The 18954-nt window shown below is 75.2% G+C and carries 20 protein-coding genes; 14 read left to right on the forward strand and 6 right to left on the reverse strand.

The window, feature by feature from the left end:
• Positions 1-20 precede the first annotated feature (20 nt).
• Entirely contained in the window at positions 21-635 is a 615-nt protein-coding gene (locus ACI79B_RS07715) for a hypothetical protein (RefSeq protein ID WP_456927460.1), read from the reverse strand.
• A gap of 67 nt (positions 636-702) precedes the next feature.
• On the opposite strand from ACI79B_RS07715, the gene ACI79B_RS07720 reads away from it, so the two are divergent.
• Complete coding sequence (locus ACI79B_RS07720; protein ID WP_456927461.1) at positions 703-1992, forward strand: adenylosuccinate synthase; 1290 nt, start codon at positions 703-705, stop codon at positions 1990-1992.
• Positions 1993-2081: 89 nt separating this feature from the next.
• Here the strand turns inward: ACI79B_RS07720 and ACI79B_RS07725 are convergent, their stop codons facing one another.
• Positions 2082-3059: a glycerophosphodiester phosphodiesterase family protein gene (locus tag ACI79B_RS07725; RefSeq protein WP_456927462.1), complete on the reverse strand. Its 978-nt coding sequence runs from the start codon at positions 3057-3059 to the stop codon at positions 2082-2084.
• A gap of 162 nt (positions 3060-3221) precedes the next feature.
• On the opposite strand from ACI79B_RS07725, the gene rsgA reads away from it, so the two are divergent.
• The 3 genes from rsgA (at position 3222) to ACI79B_RS07740 (ending at position 5983) form a co-directional block, all read left to right on the forward strand.
• Positions 3222-4253 (forward strand): ribosome small subunit-dependent GTPase A, encoded by a 1032-nt coding sequence (gene rsgA, locus ACI79B_RS07730; protein WP_456927463.1) that lies wholly within the window; start codon positions 3222-3224, stop codon positions 4251-4253.
• A 78-nt stretch (positions 4254-4331) separates the two neighbouring features.
• Positions 4332-5591, forward strand: coding sequence for a phosphoribosylamine--glycine ligase (purD, locus tag ACI79B_RS07735; RefSeq protein ID WP_456927464.1), 1260 nt, complete (start codon positions 4332-4334; stop codon positions 5589-5591).
• Positions 5588-5983 carry a DMP19 family protein gene (locus ACI79B_RS07740; RefSeq protein ID WP_456927466.1) on the forward strand — a complete coding sequence of 132 codons (396 nt, stop codon included), beginning with the start codon at positions 5588-5590 and terminating at the stop codon, positions 5981-5983. The genes purD and ACI79B_RS07740 overlap by 4 nt, the downstream gene beginning before the upstream one ends.
• Here the strand turns inward: ACI79B_RS07740 and ACI79B_RS07745 are convergent.
• Positions 5980-7404, reverse strand: coding sequence for an AI-2E family transporter (locus tag ACI79B_RS07745; protein WP_456927467.1), 1425 nt, complete (start codon positions 7402-7404; stop codon positions 5980-5982). The genes ACI79B_RS07740 and ACI79B_RS07745 overlap by 4 nt on opposite strands.
• A 103-nt stretch (positions 7405-7507) precedes the next feature.
• Here ACI79B_RS07745 and purB point away from each other — a divergent pair, with 103 nt between their 5' ends.
• The 8 genes from purB (at position 7508) to ACI79B_RS07785 (ending at position 15170) form a co-directional block, all read left to right on the forward strand.
• Positions 7508-8815 (forward strand): adenylosuccinate lyase, encoded by a 1308-nt coding sequence (gene purB, locus ACI79B_RS07750; RefSeq protein ID WP_456927468.1) that lies wholly within the window; start codon positions 7508-7510, stop codon positions 8813-8815.
• Positions 8812-9678, forward strand: coding sequence for a phosphoribosylaminoimidazolesuccinocarboxamide synthase (locus tag ACI79B_RS07755; protein ID WP_456927469.1), 867 nt, complete (start codon positions 8812-8814; stop codon positions 9676-9678). The genes purB and ACI79B_RS07755 overlap by 4 nt, the downstream gene beginning before the upstream one ends.
• Positions 9678-10436: an alpha/beta fold hydrolase gene (locus ACI79B_RS07760; RefSeq protein WP_456927470.1), complete on the forward strand. Its 759-nt coding sequence runs from the start codon at positions 9678-9680 to the stop codon at positions 10434-10436. Before ACI79B_RS07755 ends, ACI79B_RS07760 begins: the two co-directional genes overlap by 1 nt.
• Positions 10437-10558: 122 nt before the next feature.
• Positions 10559-11437, forward strand: coding sequence for an endonuclease domain-containing protein (locus tag ACI79B_RS07765; RefSeq protein ID WP_456927471.1), 879 nt, complete (start codon positions 10559-10561; stop codon positions 11435-11437).
• 102 nt (positions 11438-11539) lie between these two features.
• Positions 11540-11779, forward strand: coding sequence for a phosphoribosylformylglycinamidine synthase subunit PurS (gene purS / locus ACI79B_RS07770; RefSeq protein WP_387992145.1), 240 nt, complete (start codon positions 11540-11542; stop codon positions 11777-11779).
• A 3-nt stretch (positions 11780-11782) separates the two neighbouring features.
• Positions 11783-12454 carry a phosphoribosylformylglycinamidine synthase subunit PurQ gene (gene purQ / locus ACI79B_RS07775; RefSeq protein ID WP_456927472.1) on the forward strand — a complete coding sequence of 224 codons (672 nt, stop codon included), beginning with the start codon at positions 11783-11785 and terminating at the stop codon, positions 12452-12454.
• On the forward strand, positions 12451-14784 hold the full coding sequence (gene purL / locus ACI79B_RS07780; protein ID WP_456927473.1) for a phosphoribosylformylglycinamidine synthase subunit PurL: 2334 nt from the start codon (positions 12451-12453) through the stop codon (positions 14782-14784). Before purQ ends, purL begins: the two co-directional genes overlap by 4 nt.
• Positions 14784-15170, forward strand: a complete 387-nt coding sequence (locus tag ACI79B_RS07785) for a sterol carrier family protein (RefSeq protein ID WP_456927474.1) — start codon at positions 14784-14786, stop codon at positions 15168-15170. Before purL ends, ACI79B_RS07785 begins: the two co-directional genes overlap by 1 nt.
• Here the strand turns inward: ACI79B_RS07785 and ACI79B_RS07790 are convergent.
• Positions 15160-15318 carry an MFS transporter small subunit gene (locus ACI79B_RS07790; RefSeq protein ID WP_456927475.1) on the reverse strand — a complete coding sequence of 53 codons (159 nt, stop codon included), beginning with the start codon at positions 15316-15318 and terminating at the stop codon, positions 15160-15162. The two genes, ACI79B_RS07785 and ACI79B_RS07790, sit on opposite strands and share 11 nt — an antisense overlap.
• Positions 15315-16730, reverse strand: a complete 1416-nt coding sequence (locus tag ACI79B_RS07795; protein ID WP_456927476.1) for an OFA family MFS transporter — start codon at positions 16728-16730, stop codon at positions 15315-15317. Before ACI79B_RS07795 ends, ACI79B_RS07790 begins: the two co-directional genes overlap by 4 nt.
• Before the next feature lie 134 nt (positions 16731-16864).
• Between ACI79B_RS07795 and ACI79B_RS07800 the strand changes: the two genes are divergently transcribed.
• Positions 16865-17950: an S-(hydroxymethyl)mycothiol dehydrogenase gene (locus ACI79B_RS07800; protein ID WP_456927477.1), complete on the forward strand. Its 1086-nt coding sequence runs from the start codon at positions 16865-16867 to the stop codon at positions 17948-17950.
• Positions 17950-18558, forward strand: a complete 609-nt coding sequence (locus tag ACI79B_RS07805) for an MBL fold metallo-hydrolase (RefSeq protein WP_456927478.1) — start codon at positions 17950-17952, stop codon at positions 18556-18558. Before ACI79B_RS07800 ends, ACI79B_RS07805 begins: the two co-directional genes overlap by 1 nt.
• Before the next feature lie 16 nt (positions 18559-18574).
• Here ACI79B_RS07805 and ACI79B_RS07810 read toward each other — a convergent pair whose 3' ends face one another.
• Entirely contained in the window at positions 18575-18922 is a 348-nt protein-coding gene (locus ACI79B_RS07810; RefSeq protein ID WP_456927479.1) for a hypothetical protein, read from the reverse strand.
• Positions 18923-18954 lie beyond the last annotated feature (32 nt).

Genomic DNA, 18954 nt, shown 5'->3' on the forward strand with positions numbered 1-18954 from the left:
CGCCGGCGAGGCGGGCGCGGCTACGGGCGCAGCCGCCAGCGCACCCGGTCGTCGGCGTACCAGGTCCAGCGGGAGACCGGCCGCGGGTAGGGGACGCCGTCGCGGGTCACCTGGGCCGGGTCGCTGGCCAGCTGCAGCGCGCGGCCGGAGCTGCGCCGCGGCGGGCGCATCAGCTGCGGGGAGACGACCACGCGGATGGTGTCGACGGCGGTCCAGTCCGGCCGCACGTCGATCCGCGCGACCAGGCCGTTGGCCACCTTCGCGTCGTCGTGGTGGGCCTGCACGCCCAGCCGCGCGGCCAGCGGCAGCCGGCCCCTCTCGGCCGCCTCGTAGCGGCCGTGCTGCAGCAGCACCCCGCCGTGGTCGTCGCGGACCAGCGACAGCTCGCGCTCGCCGCCGCTGCCGATGCCCAGGTCCCGGGCCAGCCCCCGGGAGGAGCTGTCGTCGGCGGGGTCCCAGGACACCGGGACCTCCGCCGTCCGGCCGGCGGCGTGCAGCGCGGCCAGCACGCCCGCGAGCGCCGGCACGGGCCCGCGCACCAGCAGGGAGTCCGCGTCCGGGGCCTCGGCGAGGACGGCCCGCTCGGGCGCCCGTCCGGGCGCGAGACCGCGCAGGTCGAACTCGACGAGGGCCATGCCGATACCCTGCCACCTGCCAGCCGGTCGACCGCCGGTGACGAGTCCCAGGGGAGACGACAGCGAGATGCCGGCAGTCGTGCTGATCGGCGCCCAGTGGGGCGACGAGGGCAAGGGCAAGGCCACCGACCTGCTCGGGGGGCGCGTCCCCTACGTGGTGCGCTACCAGGGCGGCAACAACGCGGGGCACACCGTCATCACGCCCGACGGCGAGCGCTACGCCCTGCACCTGATCCCGTCGGGGATCCTCACGCCGGGCTGCACGCCGGTCATCGGCAACGGCGTCGTCGTCGACCCGCAGGTCCTCATCGGGGAGCTGGCGGGGCTGGAGGAGCGCGGGGTCGACACCTCGCGGCTGGTCATCTCCGCCGACGCGCACCTGATCATGCCGCACCACCGGGCCCTCGACCGGGTCACCGAGCGGTTCCTCGGCAAGCGCAAGATCGGCACCACCGGCCGCGGCATCGGCCCCGCCTACGGCGACAAGGTGGCCCGCACCGGCATCCGGGTGGCCGACCTGCTCGACCTGTCGATCCTGCGGCAGAAGCTCGAGGGCACCCTGGTCGAGAAGAACCAGGTCCTGGTCAAGGTCTACAACCGCAAGGCCATCGACGTCGACGAGGTGGTCGAGGAGTACGCCGGCTACGCCGAGCAGCTCAAGGGCCGCATCGCCGACACCCGGCTGATGCTCGCGAACGCGCTCGACGCCGGCGAGTGGGTGCTGCTGGAGGGCTCGCAGGGCACCCTGCTCGACGTCGACCACGGCACCTATCCGTTCGTGACGTCGTCGAACCCGACCGCCGGCGGCGCGGCCACCGGCAGCGGCATCGGCCCCACCCGCATCTCCCGGGTGGTCGGGATCCTCAAGGCGTACACGACCCGCGTGGGCTCGGGCCCGTTCCCGACCGAGCTGTTCGACGCCAACGGCGAGTACCTGCGCAAGCAGGGCGGCGAGGTCGGCGTGACCACCGGCCGCGACCGGCGCTGCGGCTGGTTCGACGCCGTCGTCGCGCGCTACGCCAGCCGGGTCAACGGGATCACCGACTACTTCCTCACCAAGCTCGACGTCCTCTCCGGGCTGGAGACGGTGCCGATCTGCGTCGCCTACGACGTCGACGGCGTCCGGCACGAGGAGATGCCGATGACCCAGACCGGCTTCCACCACGCCAAGCCGGTGTACGAGGAGATGCCGGGCTGGTTCGAGGACATCCGGCACTGCCGGTCCTTCGACGAGCTGCCGGCCACCGCGCAGGCCTACGTCCGCCGGCTCGAGGAGCTCTCCGGCGCGCGGATCAGCGTCATCGGCGTCGGCCCCGGCCGCGACGAGAACGTCGTCGTCCACGACCTGATCGACTGACGGAGGGCCCCCTGCAGGGGCCGTCCCGGCACGCGAGGAGCGGAGGCCTCCGGCCCCGCTCCTCGCGCCGCCCCGCAGGGCGGCTCCGGTCAGGCGGCCTCGGGGAGGGCCTGCTCCAGCTCCGCGCGGGCGGCGACGACGACGTCGGGGTTGTCGGTGATGATCCCGTCGACCCCGAGGGCGAGCAGCAGCCGCGCGGCGCCGAACGCGTCGCCGGCGGCGGCCGGGTCCTCGCTGCTGCGCAGGTGCAGCGGGAGGAACGCGTTCTCCGCGGCCAGCGTCCACGGCACCACCGTGAGCCCGGCGGCGTGCGCGCGGGGCAGCAGGTCGGACACGCCGGTCATCCGCTGCTCGGCGTCGCGCAGCAGGACGTCGTCGACGCACGGCGCGATGCCCTGCGCGTAGGTGGACACCGCGCGCAGCCCGGCGTTGGTGAGCAGGTGCTTGTCACCGGCGTCGGTGTCGACCAGCTGGTACATGGTCGGGCCGTCGTCGCCGAGGTCGGCGCGCAGCCGGCGCAGGGCGGCGGCGTCGAAGGACTGCACGACGACGGTGCCGTCCGGCGCGGTGGCGTCCAGCCGCCGCAGCTCGGCGGCCACCAGCTCGATCATCGGCTGCCCGCGCTCGGCCGACCAGGTCGGCTTCTTGAGCTCCGCGAGCACGCGCACCGGGCGCAGCGGCGTCGACCGGCGGCGGGCGATCTCGACGACCTCCTCCAGGGTGAGCACCCCGAACTGGCCGTCGTAGGCGGTGTTGAGCGGGCGCAGGTCCGGCCGCCGCTCGACGGCGCGCAGGGTGCGCAGCTCGGTGAGGGTGAAGTCCTCGGCGAACCAGCCGGTGCGCCGCTTGCGGCCCACCCGGCGGGTGGTGCGGCGGTCGGCGAACTCCGGCCGGGTGGCGACGTCGGTGGTGCGCGACAGCTCGTTCTCGTGCCGCGCGATCAGCGCGCCGTCCTTCGTGACGACGATGTCGGGCTCGATGAGGTCGGCACCCATGTCGATGGCCAGCTCGTAGCTGGCCGCCGTGTGCTCCGGTCGGTAGGCGCAGGCACCGCGGTGCCCCACCACGAGAGGACGGGAGGACCGGGCCACGGCGGGAGTCGCAAGCGACTCGATCGCGTGCATGCCGTCCAGAACACCCGACCGAGGTGTCGGGATGGCGAACGCGGACTGGCGAGTCCCTGAGAATTGGGAGGACACCGCGCTGACCTGCGCGGGACCATCCGCCTCGTGACACATCTCTCAGGGATCGGCTGGTCCCGGGCGCGTCTCGGGCAGCTCCCCCCGGGCACCGAGCCCGGACGGGTGGCGCGGGTCGACCGCGGCCGGCTGACGGTGCTCACCGCCGACGGCGAGCGGCGGGTGCACCCCGCCGCCGCGCTGCACGACCCCGACGGTGTGGCGGCGCCCGCGGTCGGCGACTGGGTGGCGCTGCGCGGGGAGCTCGCCGTCGCGCTGCTGCCCCGCACCTCGGCGTTCACCCGCACGGTCGCGGGGCGCACCTCCGCCGCGCAGGTCGTCGCCGCGAACCTGGACCTGGTCCTCGTCGTCGACGCGCTCGCCGGCCCCACTCGGGCCCGCCGCGTCGAGCGCTACCTCGCCGTCGCGTGGGGGAGCGGGGCGACGCCGGTCGTCGTCCTCACCAAGGCCGACCTGTGCGACGACGTCCCCGCCGCCGTCGCGGCGGTGGCCGAGGACGCCGTCGGCGCGGACGTGCTGGCCGTCAGCGCGCACACCGGCGCGGGCCTGGACGCGCTGCGGGCGCTGCTCGGCCCCGGCGTGACGGCGGCGATGGTCGGGCCGTCCGGCGTCGGGAAGTCCTCGCTGGCCAACGCGCTGGCCGGCCGGGAGGTGGCGCCCACCCGGGAGATCCGGGAGGCCGACGGCCGCGGCCGGCACACCACCACCTCCCGCGAGCTGCACGTCCTGCCCGGCGGCGGCCTGCTCGTCGACACCCCCGGCATGCGCGAGCTCGGCCTCTACGACGACGAGGGCGTGGACACCGCCTACGCCGACGTCGCCGAACTGGCCGCGCACTGCCGGTTCCGGGACTGCGAGCACCGCACCGAGCCCGGGTGCGCCGTCGCCGCGGCGATCGACGACGGCCGGCTCGACCCGGCCCGCCTGCTCGGCTGGCGCAAGCTGCAGGCCGAGGCGCGCCGCCAGCTGCTGAGGGCCGACGCCCGCGCCCGCGCCGCCGAGCACCAGCGGGTCAAGGCGCTGCACCGGGCGTACCGCACCCAGCCGAACCGGGTGCGGTAGCCGGCCCCGTCCCGGGCACCGCCCCGAGCGTGCGAGGGGTGGGGAGGACGGGGTCCTCCATGGGTAGGGTCGCGGTCCGTGCGCGTGCTCGTGATCGGCTCCGGTGCCCGGGAGCACGCCCTGTGCGTCGCTCTGCAGTCCGACCCCGCGGTGACCGCGCTGGCCTGCGCGCCGGGCAACGCCGGCACCGCCCGCATCGCTGAGCAGGCCGCGGTCGACGTCGCCGACCCGGTCGCGGTGGCCGCGCTGGCCACCGGCTGGGCCGCCGACCTGGTCGTCGTCGGCCCCGAGGTACCGCTGGTCGCCGGCGCCGCCGACGCCGTCCGCGACGCCGGCATCGCCTGCTTCGGCCCGTCGGAGCAGGCCGCGCAGATCGAGGGCAGCAAGTCCTTCGCCAAGCACGTGATGGCCGCCGCCGGGGTGCCGACCGCCCGCTCGTGGCCGGTCGGCGGGCCCGCCGAGCTGGAGACCGCGCTCGACGAAGCCGGCGCGCCGTACGTGGTGAAGGACGACGGGCTGGCCGCCGGCAAGGGCGTCGTCGTCACCACGGACCGGGACGCCGCCGTCGCCCACGGCCACCGGGTGCTCGACGCCGGGGGAGCGGTGCTGGTCGAGGAGTACCTCGACGGCCCCGAGGTGTCGCTGTTCGCCGTCACGGACGGGACGACGGTGCTGCCGCTGCTGCCCGCCCAGGACCACAAGCGCCGCGACGACGGCGACGCGGGCCCCAACACCGGCGGGATGGGCGCCTACGCGCCGCTGCCCTGGGCGCCGCCCGGGCTGGTCGACGAGGTGCTGGCCACCGTGCTGCAGCCGACCGTCGACGAGATGCGCCGCCGCGGCGAGCCGTTCAGCGGGCTGCTCTACGCCGGCCTGGCGCTGACCTCCCGCGGCGTGCGGGTGGTCGAGTTCAACGCCCGCTTCGGCGACCCCGAGACCCAGGTGGTGCTGCCGCTGCTCGAGACGCCGCTGGCCGGGCTGCTGCACGCCGCGGCCACCGGCTCCCTCGCCGACCACCCGCCGCTGCGCTGGCGGTCCGGGGCGGCCGTCACGGTCGTCGTCGCCGCGGCCGGCTACCCCGAGGCGCCGCGCACGGGCGACCCGGTCACCGGCGCCGACGGCGAGGGCGTGCTGCACGCCGGCACCACCGTCGACGCCGAGGGGACCGTCCGCTCGGCCGGCGGGCGGGTGCTGGCGGTGACCGCGACCGGCGCCGACCTCGCCGCCGCGCGGCAGGCCGCCTACGAGCGGGTGGCCGCCGTCCGGCTGGCCGGCGCGCACTGGCGCACCGACATCGCCCTGGCCGCCGTCGAGGGCCGGATCTCGGTGCCGGGGTGACCGACCCCGCCGAGGCGGTGTGGAACCGGGCCTGCGACCCGTCCGCGCCGGCCTCCCACCCCGGGGACGCCGCGCTCACCGCCGTCCTCCTCTGCCACGGGATGGCCGTGAACGGCGGGCTGCTGCACGCGGTGGAGGGCCTGGAGGCCGAACAGCTCGGGCGTGCCGTGGCCGGCTTCCGCCTGTTCGGGCTGGAGGCGGCCGCGGACGCCGTGGAGGACGTCGCCCGGCAGGCCGCCGGGCTGCGGGAGGACGACCTCGACGCCGCCGAGCGGCTCGAGGTCGACGCGGACCGCCGCTACGCCGCCGCGCTGCCCGAGTGGGACGACACGATCGAGCGGGCCTTCCGGGAGCACCTCCGACGCTCCCCCGGGGCCTACGCGCCCCTCTAGCCCCGGACCCCCACGGCCGGGCGGGCCCGCTCCGGGCGCGGCTCGGGCGGCCGCGGGCCGTCGTGCCGCCGCGACAGGTAGGTGCCGGCGACGTTCGTGCAGGCCACCACCGGCACGGCGATCAGCGCGCCGAAGACCCCGGCGACCAGCAGGCCCGCGGCGATCGCCAGCACGACCGCCAGCGGGTGCACGTGCACCGCCTTGCCCAGCAGCAGTGGCTGCAGGACGTGCCCCTCGAGCTGCATGACCAGGACGACGATCGCCAGTGCGATCAGCGCCTTGATCGGGCCGACCGCGACCAGCGCGACCAGCACCGCGACCGAGCCGGCCAGGAACGACCCGATGATCGGGATGAACGCGCCGAGGAACACCAGCGCCGCGAGCGGGATGACCAGTGGCACGCCGAGGACCGCCAGGCCGATGCCGATGCCGACGGCGTCGACCAGGGCCACGACGACCGTCGCGCGGACGTAGGAGATGAGCGTGCGCCACGACCGGCGGGCGGCCTCGTCGAGGTAGGCGCGGGAGTCGCGGGGGAACAGGCCGACCAGCCACAGCCAGATGGACCGGCCGTCCTTGAGGAAGAAGAAGAGCGTGAACAGCGCCAGGACGATGCCGGTGAACACCTCGCCGACCGTGGCGGCCGTGGTCAGCGCGCCGGTGGCCAGCGTCTCCTGGTTGGACACGATGGCGTCCTGGGCGGTGGTCACGGCGTCGTCGATCTGCCGCTGGGTGACCGGGAAGGTCTCGACGACGAAGTCGCGGATCTGGTCCAGGCCCTGGCTGACCTGGTCGGCGAGGTCGGAGAAGCCGGCGCTGAACCGCTCGACGACCAGCGTGATGATCCCGGCGACGACGGCCAGCCCCACCAGCAGCATCGTCATCGCGGCCAGCGACCGCGGCCACCCGCGCCGGATGAGCGAGGCCGCACCCGGCTGCAGCAGTGCCGCGAGCAGCAGCGCGACCATCACCGGGACGATCACCACCGCGACGTAGGCCGCCGCGTAGAGCAGCACGTACAGCCCCGCGAGGACGGCGATCAACCGCCACGACCAGGCCGCCGCCGTGCGCAGCGCGCCGGGCACCGCGGCGTCGCCCTGCGGTGCCTCGCGGCCCGGGCCGAGCAGCCGGCGGCCGCGCTCGGCGGCCCGGTGCGGGCGCCCGCCGTCCGGGGGGCCGCTCACCCCGCCCGGGGCCAGCGGCCCGTCGAGGTCGGGAGCGCCGGGCTCGGGGCTGCCCAGCGGCGGCTCGCCGTCGGCGAGCGGGTCGGCGGGGTCGCCCTCCTCGTCGCGCCCCTCGTCGTCGTGCACGAGGATCGCCCGGTCGCCGTCCCGCTCGGGCCACGCGTGCGGATCCCGCTCGCCCGCCGCCCGGATGCGCTCGCGCGCGCGGGCGACCAGGGAGCCGGCCTGTCGCAGCATCGGGGTCCTTCCGCGGTCGGTGGGGGCCGTTCTCGATCACGCTAGCGCTGCGGGAGGATGCTCCCGTGCTTCGACGACTCGACCGGCTGCCGGGGGTACCCGCGTGATCGACCGCTACACGCTCCCCGAGATGGGCCGGGTCTGGAGCGACGAGCACAAGTACGAGCTGTGGTGCCGGGTCGAGACGCTGGTGCTGGAGGCGCACGCGGCCGCCGGGCGGGTCCCGGCCGACGTCGTGGAGCCGGTGCGCAACGCCCCGCCGCCGACCGCCGCCCGGGTCGCGGAGATCGAGGAGACGACGCAGCACGACGTCATCGCCTTCCTCACCGCGTGGGCCGACAACACCGAGCCCCGCTCGGCGGCGGCCTACGTGCACCACGGCATGACGTCGTCGGACCTGCTCGACACCGCGCTCGCCGTGCAGCTCACCGAGGCCACCGATGTGCTGCTGGCCAAGGCCGACCGGCTGGTCGCCGCGCTGCGCCACCACGGGCTGGCGCACCGGGAGACCCTCCGGGTCGGGCGCACGCACGGCGTGCACGCCGAGCCGGTGGTGTGGGGGCACCGCGTCGCCGACCTCGCGTTCGCGATGGCCCGCTCCCGCGACCGGCTGCGGGCCGCCCGCGAGCGGGTCGGCGTCGTCGCCATCTCCGGCGCCGTCGGGACGTACTCGCTGATCGACCCGTCGGTGGAGGTCACCGTCGCCGAGGCGCTCGGGCTGCGGCCGGCCGACGCCTCCACCCAGGTGGTCATCCGCGACTCGATCAGCGAGTGGGTCGCCGCGCTGGCGGTGATCGCCACCGTCTGCGAGACGATCGCGCTCGAGGTCCGGCACGGGCAGCGCACCGAGGTGCGGGAGCTGTCGGAGGCCTTCGGCTCCGGCCAGAAGGGCTCCAGCGCGATGCCGCACAAGAAGAACCCGATCCGCTCGGAGCGGATCGCCGGGCTCGCGCGGGTGGTGCGCGCCGCCGTCGTCCCGGTGATGGAGGGCATCCCGCTGTGGCACGAGCGGGACATCTCGCACTCCTCCACCGAGCGGGTGTTCCTCCCCGACGCCGCGATCACCACCGACTACCTGCTGCACCTGACCACCGGCCTGGTGGAGAACCTGGTCGTCGACGTCGACCGGATGCGGGCCAACCTCGACCTCACCGGCGGGCTGATCTACACCTCCGCCGTCCTGCTGGAGCTGGTCGAGACCGGGCTCTCGCGCGAGGACGCCTACGCGCTGGTGCAGGGCGCGGCGATGGAGACGTGGAACTCCGGGACGCCGTTCCGGTCGACGCTGCGGTCCCGCGCGGACGCCTCCGGCGTGACGCTCGACGAGGCGCGGCTGGACGAGATCTGCCGCCCCGAGGGCTACGTGCGCAACCTCGGCCCGCTGTTCGACCGGCTGGCCGCGCTGTCGTGACCGTCGACCTGCCCCTCGTCGCGCGCGGCAAGGTCCGCGAGGTCTACGACGCCGGGCCCGGCCGGCTGCTGCTCGTGGCGTCGGACCGGATCTCGGCCTACGACCACGTGCTGCCGACGCCGATCCCGGACAAGGGGCGGGTGCTCACCCAGCTGTCGGTGTGGTGGTTCGAGCAGCTGACGCCGGTGCTCTCCTCGTTCGGCGCCACCCACCACCTGGTGTCGGCCACCGACGTGCCGGCCGGCGTCGCCGGGCGGGCGATGCTCGTGCGGCGGCTGGACATGCTGCCCGTGGAGTGCGTGGCCCGCGGCTACCTGTCCGGCTCGGGGACCAAGGAGTACGAGCGCACCGGCGCGATCGTCGACGTCGCGCTGCCCCCGGGCCTGGTCGAGGGCTCCCGGCTGCCGTCCCCCGTGTTCACGCCGTCGACGAAGGCCGAGGTGGGGGAGCACGACGAGGCGATCGACTTCGCGCGCGTGGCGTCCCTGGTCGGGGCCGCGCGGGCGGAGGAGCTGCGGGAGCTGACGCTGGCGCTGTACCGGCGGGGCGCGGAGGTCGCCGCGGAGGCGGGCATCCTGCTGGCCGACACGAAGTTCGAGTTCGGGCTGGCCCCCTCCGGTGAGGGGCTCGTCCTGGGCGACGAGGTGCTCACCCCCGACTCGTCGCGCTTCTGGCCGGCGTCGTCGTGGGCGCCGGGCGCGCCGCAGCCCTCGTTCGACAAGCAGTACGTCCGCGACTGGCTGACCGCCTCGGGCTGGGACCGCGTCTCCCCGCCGCCGGAGCTCCCCGACGACGTCGTCGCCGCCACCCGCGAGCGCTACGTCGCCGCCTACGAGCAGCTGACCGGCACCTCCTTCCGCTGATGCGGACGCGCTCGGGCATCGAGTACCGCGCCGGCGGGTCCGGCGGGGACCTGCTCCTGCTGCTGCACGGGCTGGGCGCGACCGGCGCGGTGTGGGACCGGCTGGTGCCCCTGGTCGAGCGCGACTGGCCCGGGTCCTGCGCGGTCCCCGACCTGCGCGGGCACGGCCGCTCCGTGGCCGAGCCGCCCTACGGGTACGCGGTGCACGCGGCGGACGCCGCGTCGGTGGCGGCCGACCTGGGCGCCACCCGGGTGACCGTGCTGGGGCACTCGTTCGGCGGCGTCGTCGGCGCGGTGCTGGCCGGCGGCTGGTACGGCGTCGACGTCGTCCGGGTCGTCGCGGTCGGGGTGAAGATCGACTGGACGCCCGACGAGGAGGCCGGCGCCCACCGGATGGCCGCCCGCCCGCCGCAGGTGTTCCCGACCGCCGCCGAGGCCGCCGCGCGGCACCTGCGGCTGGCCGGGCTGACCGGGCTCGTGGACCCGTCCTCCGAGGTGGCGCTCGCCGGGGTCCGCGAGGTCGCCGGCGGGTTCGCCCCGGCGCTGGACCCGCGCGCGTTCGGCGCCGTCGGCCCGCCGGTCGAGGAGGTCCTGTCGCGCGCGGTGGCGCCGCTGCGGCTGGCCGCGGGCTCCGCCGACCCGATGGTCGGTCTCGACGCGATGCGGCGGGTCGACTCCGGCGCGATCCTGCTGGAGGGCGCCGGCCACAACGCCCACTGGGAGGCCCCCGAGGCCGTCTGGCGCCTGCTCGCTCCCTGAGCACCCTCGCGAGATCGGCGGTCTCGTGGCCATCAGCCGCTGATCGCCACGAGAACGCCGATCTCGCGCGGGCCTGTGGACGACCGGCGCGGGGAGGGCCCCCTCCCGGACAGAGTGCGCGGATGCCCACCCGACGTGTCCGGTCCCGTCTCACCGGCCCCGCGACCCGGGCCCAGGCGCTGGACGCCGGCATCCGCGACTGGCAGTTGCGGCACGCCGACGTCGAGCGCCTCTCCCGCGACACCTACCTGCCGCGGGCGCTGTCCGGCGAGGTGCGGTCCCGGCTCGCCGCCGTCCTGCTCACGGCCCCTCCCGGCGCCGTGGCCAGTCACGCGACCGCCGCGGCGCTCTGGGACGTGGAGATCCCGCTGCAGGACCGCTCGGACCGGAGGGTCGACGTGACCGTCCCGATGGCCTCGCGGTCCGGGAGCCGTCGTGACCGCCGGGTCCACCGCACGCCCCTGCCGGCCGAGGACGTGACCCGGCGCGGCTCGATGCCGGTGACCACGCCGGGGAGGACGTGGCGGGACCTCGCCGGGGTCCTTCAGCCGCCGGCGCTGCTCGCCGTGACCGACCAACTGCTCGACCGCTGGGTCGCCCGGGCCGACCTCGAGCGCCAGTTGGCCCGGCAGCCGGCCGGCCGAGGGTCGGCCCGCGCCCGCGCCGTCCTCCCGGTCGCCGACCCCCGCGCCGAGTCCCCGATGGAGTCGGTGCTGCGGTGGCTGCTGCACGCCGCCGGCCTCCCCGACCCGGCCCTGCAGCACGTCGTCCGCGACGGCGCCGGGCGACAGCTCGGCCGGGCCGACCTGGCGTGGCCCGACCGGCGGGTGCTCGTCGAGTTCGACGGCGACGTCCACCGTGACCGGGACGTCTTCGTCGGCGACCTGCGCCGGCAGAACCGGCTCGTCGCCGCCGGGTGGACGGTCCTCCGGTTCACCTCCGCGGACGTCCTCGGCAGGCCGGACGACGTCGTCACGGAGATCCGCCGGGCCCTGCGCTGACGAGATCGGCGGTCTCGTGGCGATCAGCCGCCGATGGCCACGAGAGCGCCGATCTCGCGGGGACGGACGGGTGCACGCGCGCGCCCGGTACGCTCGGGAGCCGTGCCGCAGGTGGTCGTCGACGTCGTCCTCAAGCCGGAGATCTCCGACCCGCAGGGGCAGGCGGTGCTCGGCGCACTCGGCCGCCTCGGCCACACCCAGGTCACCGGGGTCCGTCAGGGCAAGCACTTCGTCCTCGACGTCGAGGGCACCCCGGACGAGGCGGAGCTGAAGCAGATCGCCGAGACGCTGCTGGCCAACCCCGTCATCGAGGACGTCGAGCTGCACCTGCCGGGAGCCTGAGCCGTGCGCATCGGGATCATCACCTTCCCCGGCTCCCTCGACGACGTCGACGCCGCCCGGGCGGTGCGGCTGGCCGGCGCCGAGCCCGTCGTCCTCTGGCACGCCGACCACGACCTGAAGGACGTCGACGCCGTCGTCCTGCCCGGCGGCTTCTCCTACGGCGACTACCTGCGCGCCGGCGCCATCGCCGCCCGCGCGCCGCTCATGCAGGACGTCGTCGACCGGGCGCGGCAGGGCATGCCGGTCCTCGGCATCTGCAACGGCTTCCAGGTGCTCTGCGAGGCGGGCCTGCTGCCCGGCGCGCTCACCCGCAACAGCCACCTGCACTTCCGCAACCGCGACCAGCGGCTCCGGATCGAGCGGGCCGACACCGCGTGGACGTCGGCGTACGCGCCGGGCCAGGAGATCGTCGTCCCGGTCAAGAACGGCGAGGGGCGCTACGTCGCCGCGCCGGCCGAGCTCGAGCGGCTCGAGGGCGAGGGCCGGGTCGCCGTCCGGTACGTGGGCGGGAACCCGAACGGCAGCCTCCGCGACGTCGCGGGGGTCACCAGCGAGGACGGCCGGGTCGTCGGGCTCATGCCCCACCCCGAGCACGCCGTCGAGGACCTCACCGGGCCGTCGACCGACGGCCTCGGCTTCTTCACCAGCGTCCTGAAGGCGGTCGTCAGCGCATGACGCAGGGTCTCTCCGACCTCGACACGGGCCCCGGCCCGCTGGCCAACCGGCTCGACACCGTCGCGCTCGCGGAGAGCACCCCGGACGTCGAGCAGCCCTTCGCCGAGCTCGGCCTGAAGAGCGACGAGTACGCGCGGATCCGCGACATCCTCGGCCGCCGGCCCACCACCGCCGAGCTGGCCATGTACTCGGTCATGTGGAGCGAGCACTGCTCCTACAAGAGCTCGAAGGTGCACCTGCGCCGGTTCGGTGACCTGCCGCGCAGCGAGCACCTGCTGGTCGGCATCGGCGAGAACGCCGGCGTGGTCGACGTCGGCGACGGCTACGCGGTGACCTTCAAGGTCGAGTCGCACAACCACCCGAGCTACGTCGAGCCGTACCAGGGCGCGGCCACCGGGGTCGGCGGCATCGTCCGCGACATCCTCACCATGGGCGCCCGCCCGGTCGCCGTCATGGACTCGCTGCGGTTCGGCCGCGCCGAGGCCCCCGACACCGCCCGCGTGCTGCCCGGCGTCGTCGCCGGCGTCGGCGGCTACGGCAACTGCCTGGGCCTCCCCAACATCGGCGGCGAGCTGCTGTTCGACGAGTGCTACGCCGGCAACCCGCTGGTCAACGCGCTGTGCGTCGGCGTCATGAAGCACGAGGACGTCCGCCTGGCGAAGGCCGAGGGCGTCGGCAACAAGGTCGTCCTGTTCGGCGCCCGCACCGGCGGCGACGGCATCGGCGGCGTGAGCGTGCTCGCCAGCGAGACCTTCGACCAGGAGGGCCCGGCCAAGCGCCCGAGCGTGCAGGTCGGTGACCCGTTCACCGAGAAGCTGCTCATCGAGGCCTGCCTCGAGATCTTCGCCGCCGACCTGGTCACCGGCATCCAGGACCTCGGCGGCGCCGGGCTGTCCTGCGCCACCTCCGAGCTGGCCAGCGCCGGCACCGGCGGCATGCACGTCGACCTCGACCGCGTCCCGCTGCGCGACAGCACCCTGACGCCCGCCGAGATCCTCATGAGCGAGTCGCAGGAGCGCATGTGCGCGATCGTCGAACCGGACAAGGTCGACGCCCTCCTCGCCGTCTGCCGCAAGTGGGACGTCCTCGCCACCGTCATCGGTGAGGTCACCGACGGCGACCGGCTCACCGTCGACTGGCACGGCGAGCGCATCGTCGACGTCCCGCCGCGCACCGTCGCGCACGAGGGCCCGGTCTACGAGCGGCCGATGCAGCGCCCCGCCGACCTCGACGCCCTGCAGGCCGACGACCCGGCCGCGCTGCCCCGCCCGGCCACGCCGGAGGAGCTCACCGCGCACTGGCTGGCCGTCGTCGCCAGCCCCGACGGCGCGGACAAGACCTGGGTCACCGAGCAGTACGACCGCTACGTCCGCGGCAACACGGTGCTCGCCCAGCCCGACGACGCCGGCGTGGTCCGCATCGACGAGGACACCCACCGCGGCATCGCCCTGGCGCTGGACGGCAACGCCCGCTTCGCCCGGCTCGACCCCTACACCGGCGCCCAGCTCAACCTCGCCGAGGCCTACCGCAACGTCGCCGTCACCGGCGCCCGGCCGCTGGCGGTCACCAACTGCCTGAACTTCGGCTCCCCGGAGGAGCCCGAGGTCATGTGGCAGTTCGCCGAGGCCGTCCGCGGCCTGGCCGACGCCTGCCGCGACCTCGGCCTGCCGGTCACCGGCGGCAACGTGAGCCTCTACAACCAGACCGGCGACGTCGCCATCAACCCGACGCCGGTCATCGGCGTCCTGGGCGTGCACGACGACGTCCGCACGCGCATCCCCACCGGCTGGCGGGCCGGCGGCGAGACCGTGCTGCTGCTCGGCGAGACCCGGCCGGAGTTCGGCGGGTCGGCCTGGGCCGGCGTCGTCCACGGCCACCTCGGCGGCCGCCCGCCGGCCGTCGACCTCGAGGCCGAGCGCACCCTCGGCGAGCTGCTCGGGGCCCTGGGCCGCGAGGGCCTGGTGGCCTCCGCGCACGACCTCGCCGACGGCGGCCTCGCGCAGGCGCTGGCCGAGTCCGCGCTCCGCTACGGCACCGGCGCCACGCTGCGGCTCGGCGACGACGCGTTCACCGCGCTGTTCAGCGAGTCCGGCGCCCGCGCCGTCGTCACCACCACCGACCCCGAGGCGGTGCGCACCACCGCCGAGTGGGCCGGCGTCGCGGTCACCGAGCTCGGCACCACCGGCGGCGACGCGCTCACCGTCGAGGGCGTCGGCGAGCTGCCGCTGGCCGAGCTCCGCGCGGCGTGGACGGCGACCCTCCCGGCGCTGTTCGGCACCCCGGAGGCGACCGTGGGCAGCGTCCCGGCGGGCACCGTCCCCACCAGCTGATGCCCGCGCAGCAGCCGATCCCCGCCGAGGAGCTGCGCGCCGCCGTCGACGCCGTCCGCCCCTGGCTGGCCGGGGGAGCCGGGCAGCCCGCGCGGTCGGTGCTGGGCGCGGCCGTGAAGACCACCGCGCGGTGGCTGGCCCAGCAGGTGCCCGGCCGCTCGGTGGAGCTGCGGGTGCCGCCGCACGTCGCCGTCCAGCTGGTGCCCGGGCCGCGGCACACCCGCGGCACGCCGCCGAACGTCGTCGAGACCGACGCGGCCACCTGGCTGCGGCTGGCCACCGGCGAGCTCGGCTGGGCCGAGGCCCTCGCCGAGGGCCGGGTCAGCGCCAGCGGCAACCGGGCCGACCTCTCGGCCCACCTGCCGCTGCGGCCGCTCAGCCGGTGAAGAGCGTCAGCGCGGTCTTGACCGTCTGGTACAGGCCATAGGCCAGCGGGACGCCGACCAGCGTCCACGCGAAGGCGATCAGCCCGGTGGGCGTGTGCACGGGCTGCTGCCCGTCGGACGAGGTCGTCTTCGACAGCGGCGTGCTCATCGGGCGGCGCTCCGTTCCGGGGTCGAGGGGGCGGCCGGGGCGGCGTCGCGGTGGGGCTCGTGCCACTTGCTGGCCACCGGCCGCACCAGCAGGTTCGCGACGAACCCGACGGCGAGCAGGCCGACCATGATGAACAGCGCCGGCCGGTAGTTGGCCGCCACGAGGCTGCCCGGCTCGCCCTGGGTGTCGAGGACGCTGTTGACGATCAGCGGCCCGGCCACGCCGGCCGCCGACCACGCGGTGAGCAGCCGGCCGTGGATGGCGCCCACCTGGTAGGTGCCGAACAGGTCGCGCAGGTAGGCCGGGACGGTCGCGAACCCGCCGCCGTAGAAGGAGATGATCACCGCGGCGAGCAGCACGAACACCCAGGTGGCGCTGCTGCCGACGGTGGCCAGCGCGACGTACAGGACCAGGCCGACGCCCAGGTACACCATGTAGATCGGCTTGCGGCCGATGAAGTCCGACGTCGTGGACCACACGAACCGGCCGGCCATGTTGAACAGCGACAGGACGCCGACGAAGCCGGCGGCGGCGGTCGCGGCGACGGTCGAGGTGTCCCCGGAGCGGAAGAAGTCCTGGATCATCGGCGCGGCCTGCTCGAGGATCCCGATGCCCGCGGTGACGTTGCAGAACAGCACGGTCCACAGCAGCCAGAACTGTGGCGTCTTGATCGCGTTGTTGGCCGAGACGCTCTCGGTGGTGACCAGCGCCTTCTGCTTGACCGTCGACGGGTCGAAGCCGGCCGGCTTCCAGCCCTCGGCCGGCACCCGGACGATGAACGCGCCGAACATCATGAAGACGAGGTAGACCGCGGCGAAGGTGAAGAACAGCGCGGCGACGGCGCCGCCGTTGGGCACCGTGCCCGCGGTGCCGTCGTAGCCCGGGTCGTACCAGCTCATCAGCTGCCGGGACAGCGGCGAGGCGATGAGCGCGCCGCCGCCGAAGCCCATGATCGCCATGCCGGTGGCCAGGCCCGGCCGGTCGGGGAACCACTTGATCAGCGTGGAGACCGGCGAGATGTAGCCGATGCCCAGCCCGATGCCGCCGATGACGCCGTAGCCGAGGTAGAGCAGCCACAGCTGGCGGGTCTCGATGCCCAGGCCGCCGACGAGGAAGCCGGTGACCCAGAAGCACGCCGACACGAACATCGCCGCGCGCGGGCCGTTGCGGTCCACCCAGGTGCCGAACAGGGCGGCCGACAGGCCCAGCATCACGATGGCGATGGAGAAGACGATGCCGATCGCCGTCTGGGTGGTCCCGAAGTCCTCGACCAGCGCGGTCTTGTAGACGCTGGTGGCGTAGGCCTGCCCGATGCACAGGTGCACCGCCAGCGCCGCCGGCGGGATGAGCCACCGGTTGAAGCCGGGACGGGCGACGATGCGCTCACGGCGCAGGAAGCCGGGTAGCGCCACGGGGGGACCTCCAGAGGGACGACGACTGTGGGGAACGCTACGGCCGGGTTCGGGAACCTGCCCGTCGGGACGGGGTTCCCGGCCAGCGGGAGCAGCGGGCGCGGACCCCGCGGGACCGCCCATAGGCTCCCGGCATGGCCTACGAGGTGAGGGGCGTCGTCGCCCGCAGCAAGGGAGCACCGGTCAGCGTCGAGACGGTCCTGGTGCCCGACCCGGGGCCGGGCGAGGCGGTGGTCGACGTCGCGGCCTGCGGGGTCTGCCACACCGACCTGCATTACCGCGAGGGCGGCATCAACGACGACTTCCCGTTCCTGCTCGGTCACGAGGCGGCCGGGACCGTCGCCGCCGTCGGCGAGGGCGTCACCGACGTGGCCGTGGGCGACTTCGTCGTCCTCAACTGGCGGGCGGTGTGCGGGCAGTGCCGCGCCTGCCTCAAGGGCCAGCTGCAGTACTGCTTCAACACCCACAACGCCACGCAGAGGATGACCCTCGAGGACGGCACGGAGCTGTCCCCGGCGCTGGGCATCGGCGCGTTCGTGGAGAAGACCCTGGTCGCCTCCGGGCAGTGCACCAAGGTCGACCCGGAGGCCCCGGCCACCGCCGCCGGGCTGATCGGCTGCGGCGTCATGGCCGGCGTCGGCGCGGCGATCAACACCGGGGCGGTGCAGCGCGGCGAGTCCGTCGCCGTCTTCGGCTGCGGCGGCGTCGGGGACGCCGCGATCGCCGGGGCGCGGCTGGCCGGCGCGACGACGATCGTCGCCGTCGACGTCGACGACCGGAAGCTGGAGTGGGCCGAGGGGTTCGGCGCCACCCACACCGTCAACTCCCGGCAGACCGACGCCGTCGAGGCGATCAAGGGCCTCACCGGCGGGTTCGGCGTCGACGTCGCCATCGACGCCGTCGGCCGCCCGGAGGTGTTCGAGCAGGCCTTCTACGCCCGCGACCTGGCCGGGCGGGTCGTGCTGGTCGGCGTCCCGACCCCGGACATGCAGCTCACCCTGCCGATGATCGAGCTGTTCGGCCGCGGCGGGGCGCTGAAGTCCTCCTGGTACGGCGACTGCCTGCCGTCGCGGGACTTCCCGATGCTGGTCGACCTCTACCGGCAGGGCCGCTTCCCGCTCGAGGACTTCGTCTCCGAGACCATCGGCATCGACGACGTCGAGGCCGCCTTCGAGAAGATGCACAAGGGCGAGGTGCTGCGGTCGGTGGTGGTCTTCTGATGGCCGCCCGCATCGAGAGGGCCGTCGTCTCCGGGGTGTTCAGCCTCGACGGGCAGGACTTCGACGTCGACAACAACGTCTGGCTGGTCGGCGACGACGACGAGGTGCTGGTGATCGACGCCCCGCACCGCGCCGAGCCGATCGTCGAGGCGGTCGGCGGGCGGAAGGTGACGGCGATCGTGCTCACCCACGGGCACAACGACCACATCACCGCCGCGGTCGACCTGCGCGAGGCCACCGGCGCGCCGGTCTGGTTCCACCCCGCCGACCGGGTGCTGTGGGAGATGGTCCACGAGAGCGCCGAGCCCGACGAGGCGCTGGCCGAGGGCACCCGCTTCCGGGTCGCCGGCACGTCGCTGACCGCGCTGCACACCCCCGGTCACTCGCCGGGCAGCACCTGCCTGCACGCGCCGGACCTCGCCGCCGTCTTCACCGGCGACACGCTGTTCCACGGCGGCCCCGGCGCCACCGGCCGCAGCTTCAGCGACCACCCGACGATCGTGCGGTCGATCCGCAGCAAGCTGCTGACCCTGCACGGCGACACGGTGGTGCACACCGGGCACGGCGAGGACACCCGCATCTCCGCCGAGATCGGCACCGTCCGGTAGGGGCGCCGGCCCGGCGTCACGCCGGGCCGGCGTCACCCCCGGCCGCGGTCCCGTCGCTGCCGGACCCCGCCGCCGGGGCCTCCGGCGTGCCCGACCGCTCCAGGCGCTGGCGGATCGCGGCGACGTTGAGCGCCAGATCCTCCAGCGCCTCGACGGCGCGCGTGGCGAGGGCGAACGTGAGGTTCTCCCGCCGCTCCTCGGCGCTGGGCTCGTGCCGGCGCTGCCGCGTGTCGCGGTCGGTCGCCCGCCGCCACGGGTCCTCGTCCTCGCCGCTGTCGCCGCCGCGCGAGGGGTCGAACAGCCCGCGCAGCATCCGCTGGGCCATCTCCAGGAAGTCGTTCGGGTCGGGCCGGTCGCTGCTCATGTCGGTTCCTCTCAGGTGGACCGTCCGTCAAC

It is taken from the genome of Geodermatophilus sp. SYSU D00879, from assembly GCF_054050375.1.

Excerpts from the sequence above, each read along its gene's own strand:
- ACI79B_RS07760 (WP_456927470.1), top strand. The coding sequence starts at position 9,678 with ATGCGGACGCGCTCGGGCATCGAGTACCGCGCCGGCGGGTCCGGCGGG.
- purL (WP_456927473.1), top strand. The coding sequence starts at position 12,451 with ATGACGCAGGGTCTCTCCGACCTCGACACGGGCCCCGGCCCGCTGGCC.
- ACI79B_RS07765 (WP_456927471.1), top strand. The coding sequence starts at position 10,559 with ATGCCCACCCGACGTGTCCGGTCCCGTCTCACCGGCCCCGCGACCCGG.
- ACI79B_RS07785 (WP_456927474.1), top strand. The coding sequence starts at position 14,784 with ATGCCCGCGCAGCAGCCGATCCCCGCCGAGGAGCTGCGCGCCGCCGTC.
- ACI79B_RS07720 (WP_456927461.1), top strand. The coding sequence starts at position 703 with ATGCCGGCAGTCGTGCTGATCGGCGCCCAGTGGGGCGACGAGGGCAAG.
- ACI79B_RS07800 (WP_456927477.1), top strand. The coding sequence starts at position 16,865 with ATGGCCTACGAGGTGAGGGGCGTCGTCGCCCGCAGCAAGGGAGCACCG.
- ACI79B_RS07745 (WP_456927467.1), bottom strand. The coding sequence starts at position 7,404 with ATGCTGCGACAGGCCGGCTCCCTGGTCGCCCGCGCGCGCGAGCGCATC.
- ACI79B_RS07810 (WP_456927479.1), bottom strand. The coding sequence starts at position 18,922 with ATGAGCAGCGACCGGCCCGACCCGAACGACTTCCTGGAGATGGCCCAG.
- ACI79B_RS07790 (WP_456927475.1), bottom strand. The coding sequence starts at position 15,318 with ATGAGCACGCCGCTGTCGAAGACGACCTCGTCCGACGGGCAGCAGCCC.
- ACI79B_RS07715 (WP_456927460.1), bottom strand. The coding sequence starts at position 635 with ATGGCCCTCGTCGAGTTCGACCTGCGCGGTCTCGCGCCCGGACGGGCG.
- ACI79B_RS07805 (WP_456927478.1), top strand. The coding sequence starts at position 17,950 with ATGGCCGCCCGCATCGAGAGGGCCGTCGTCTCCGGGGTGTTCAGCCTC.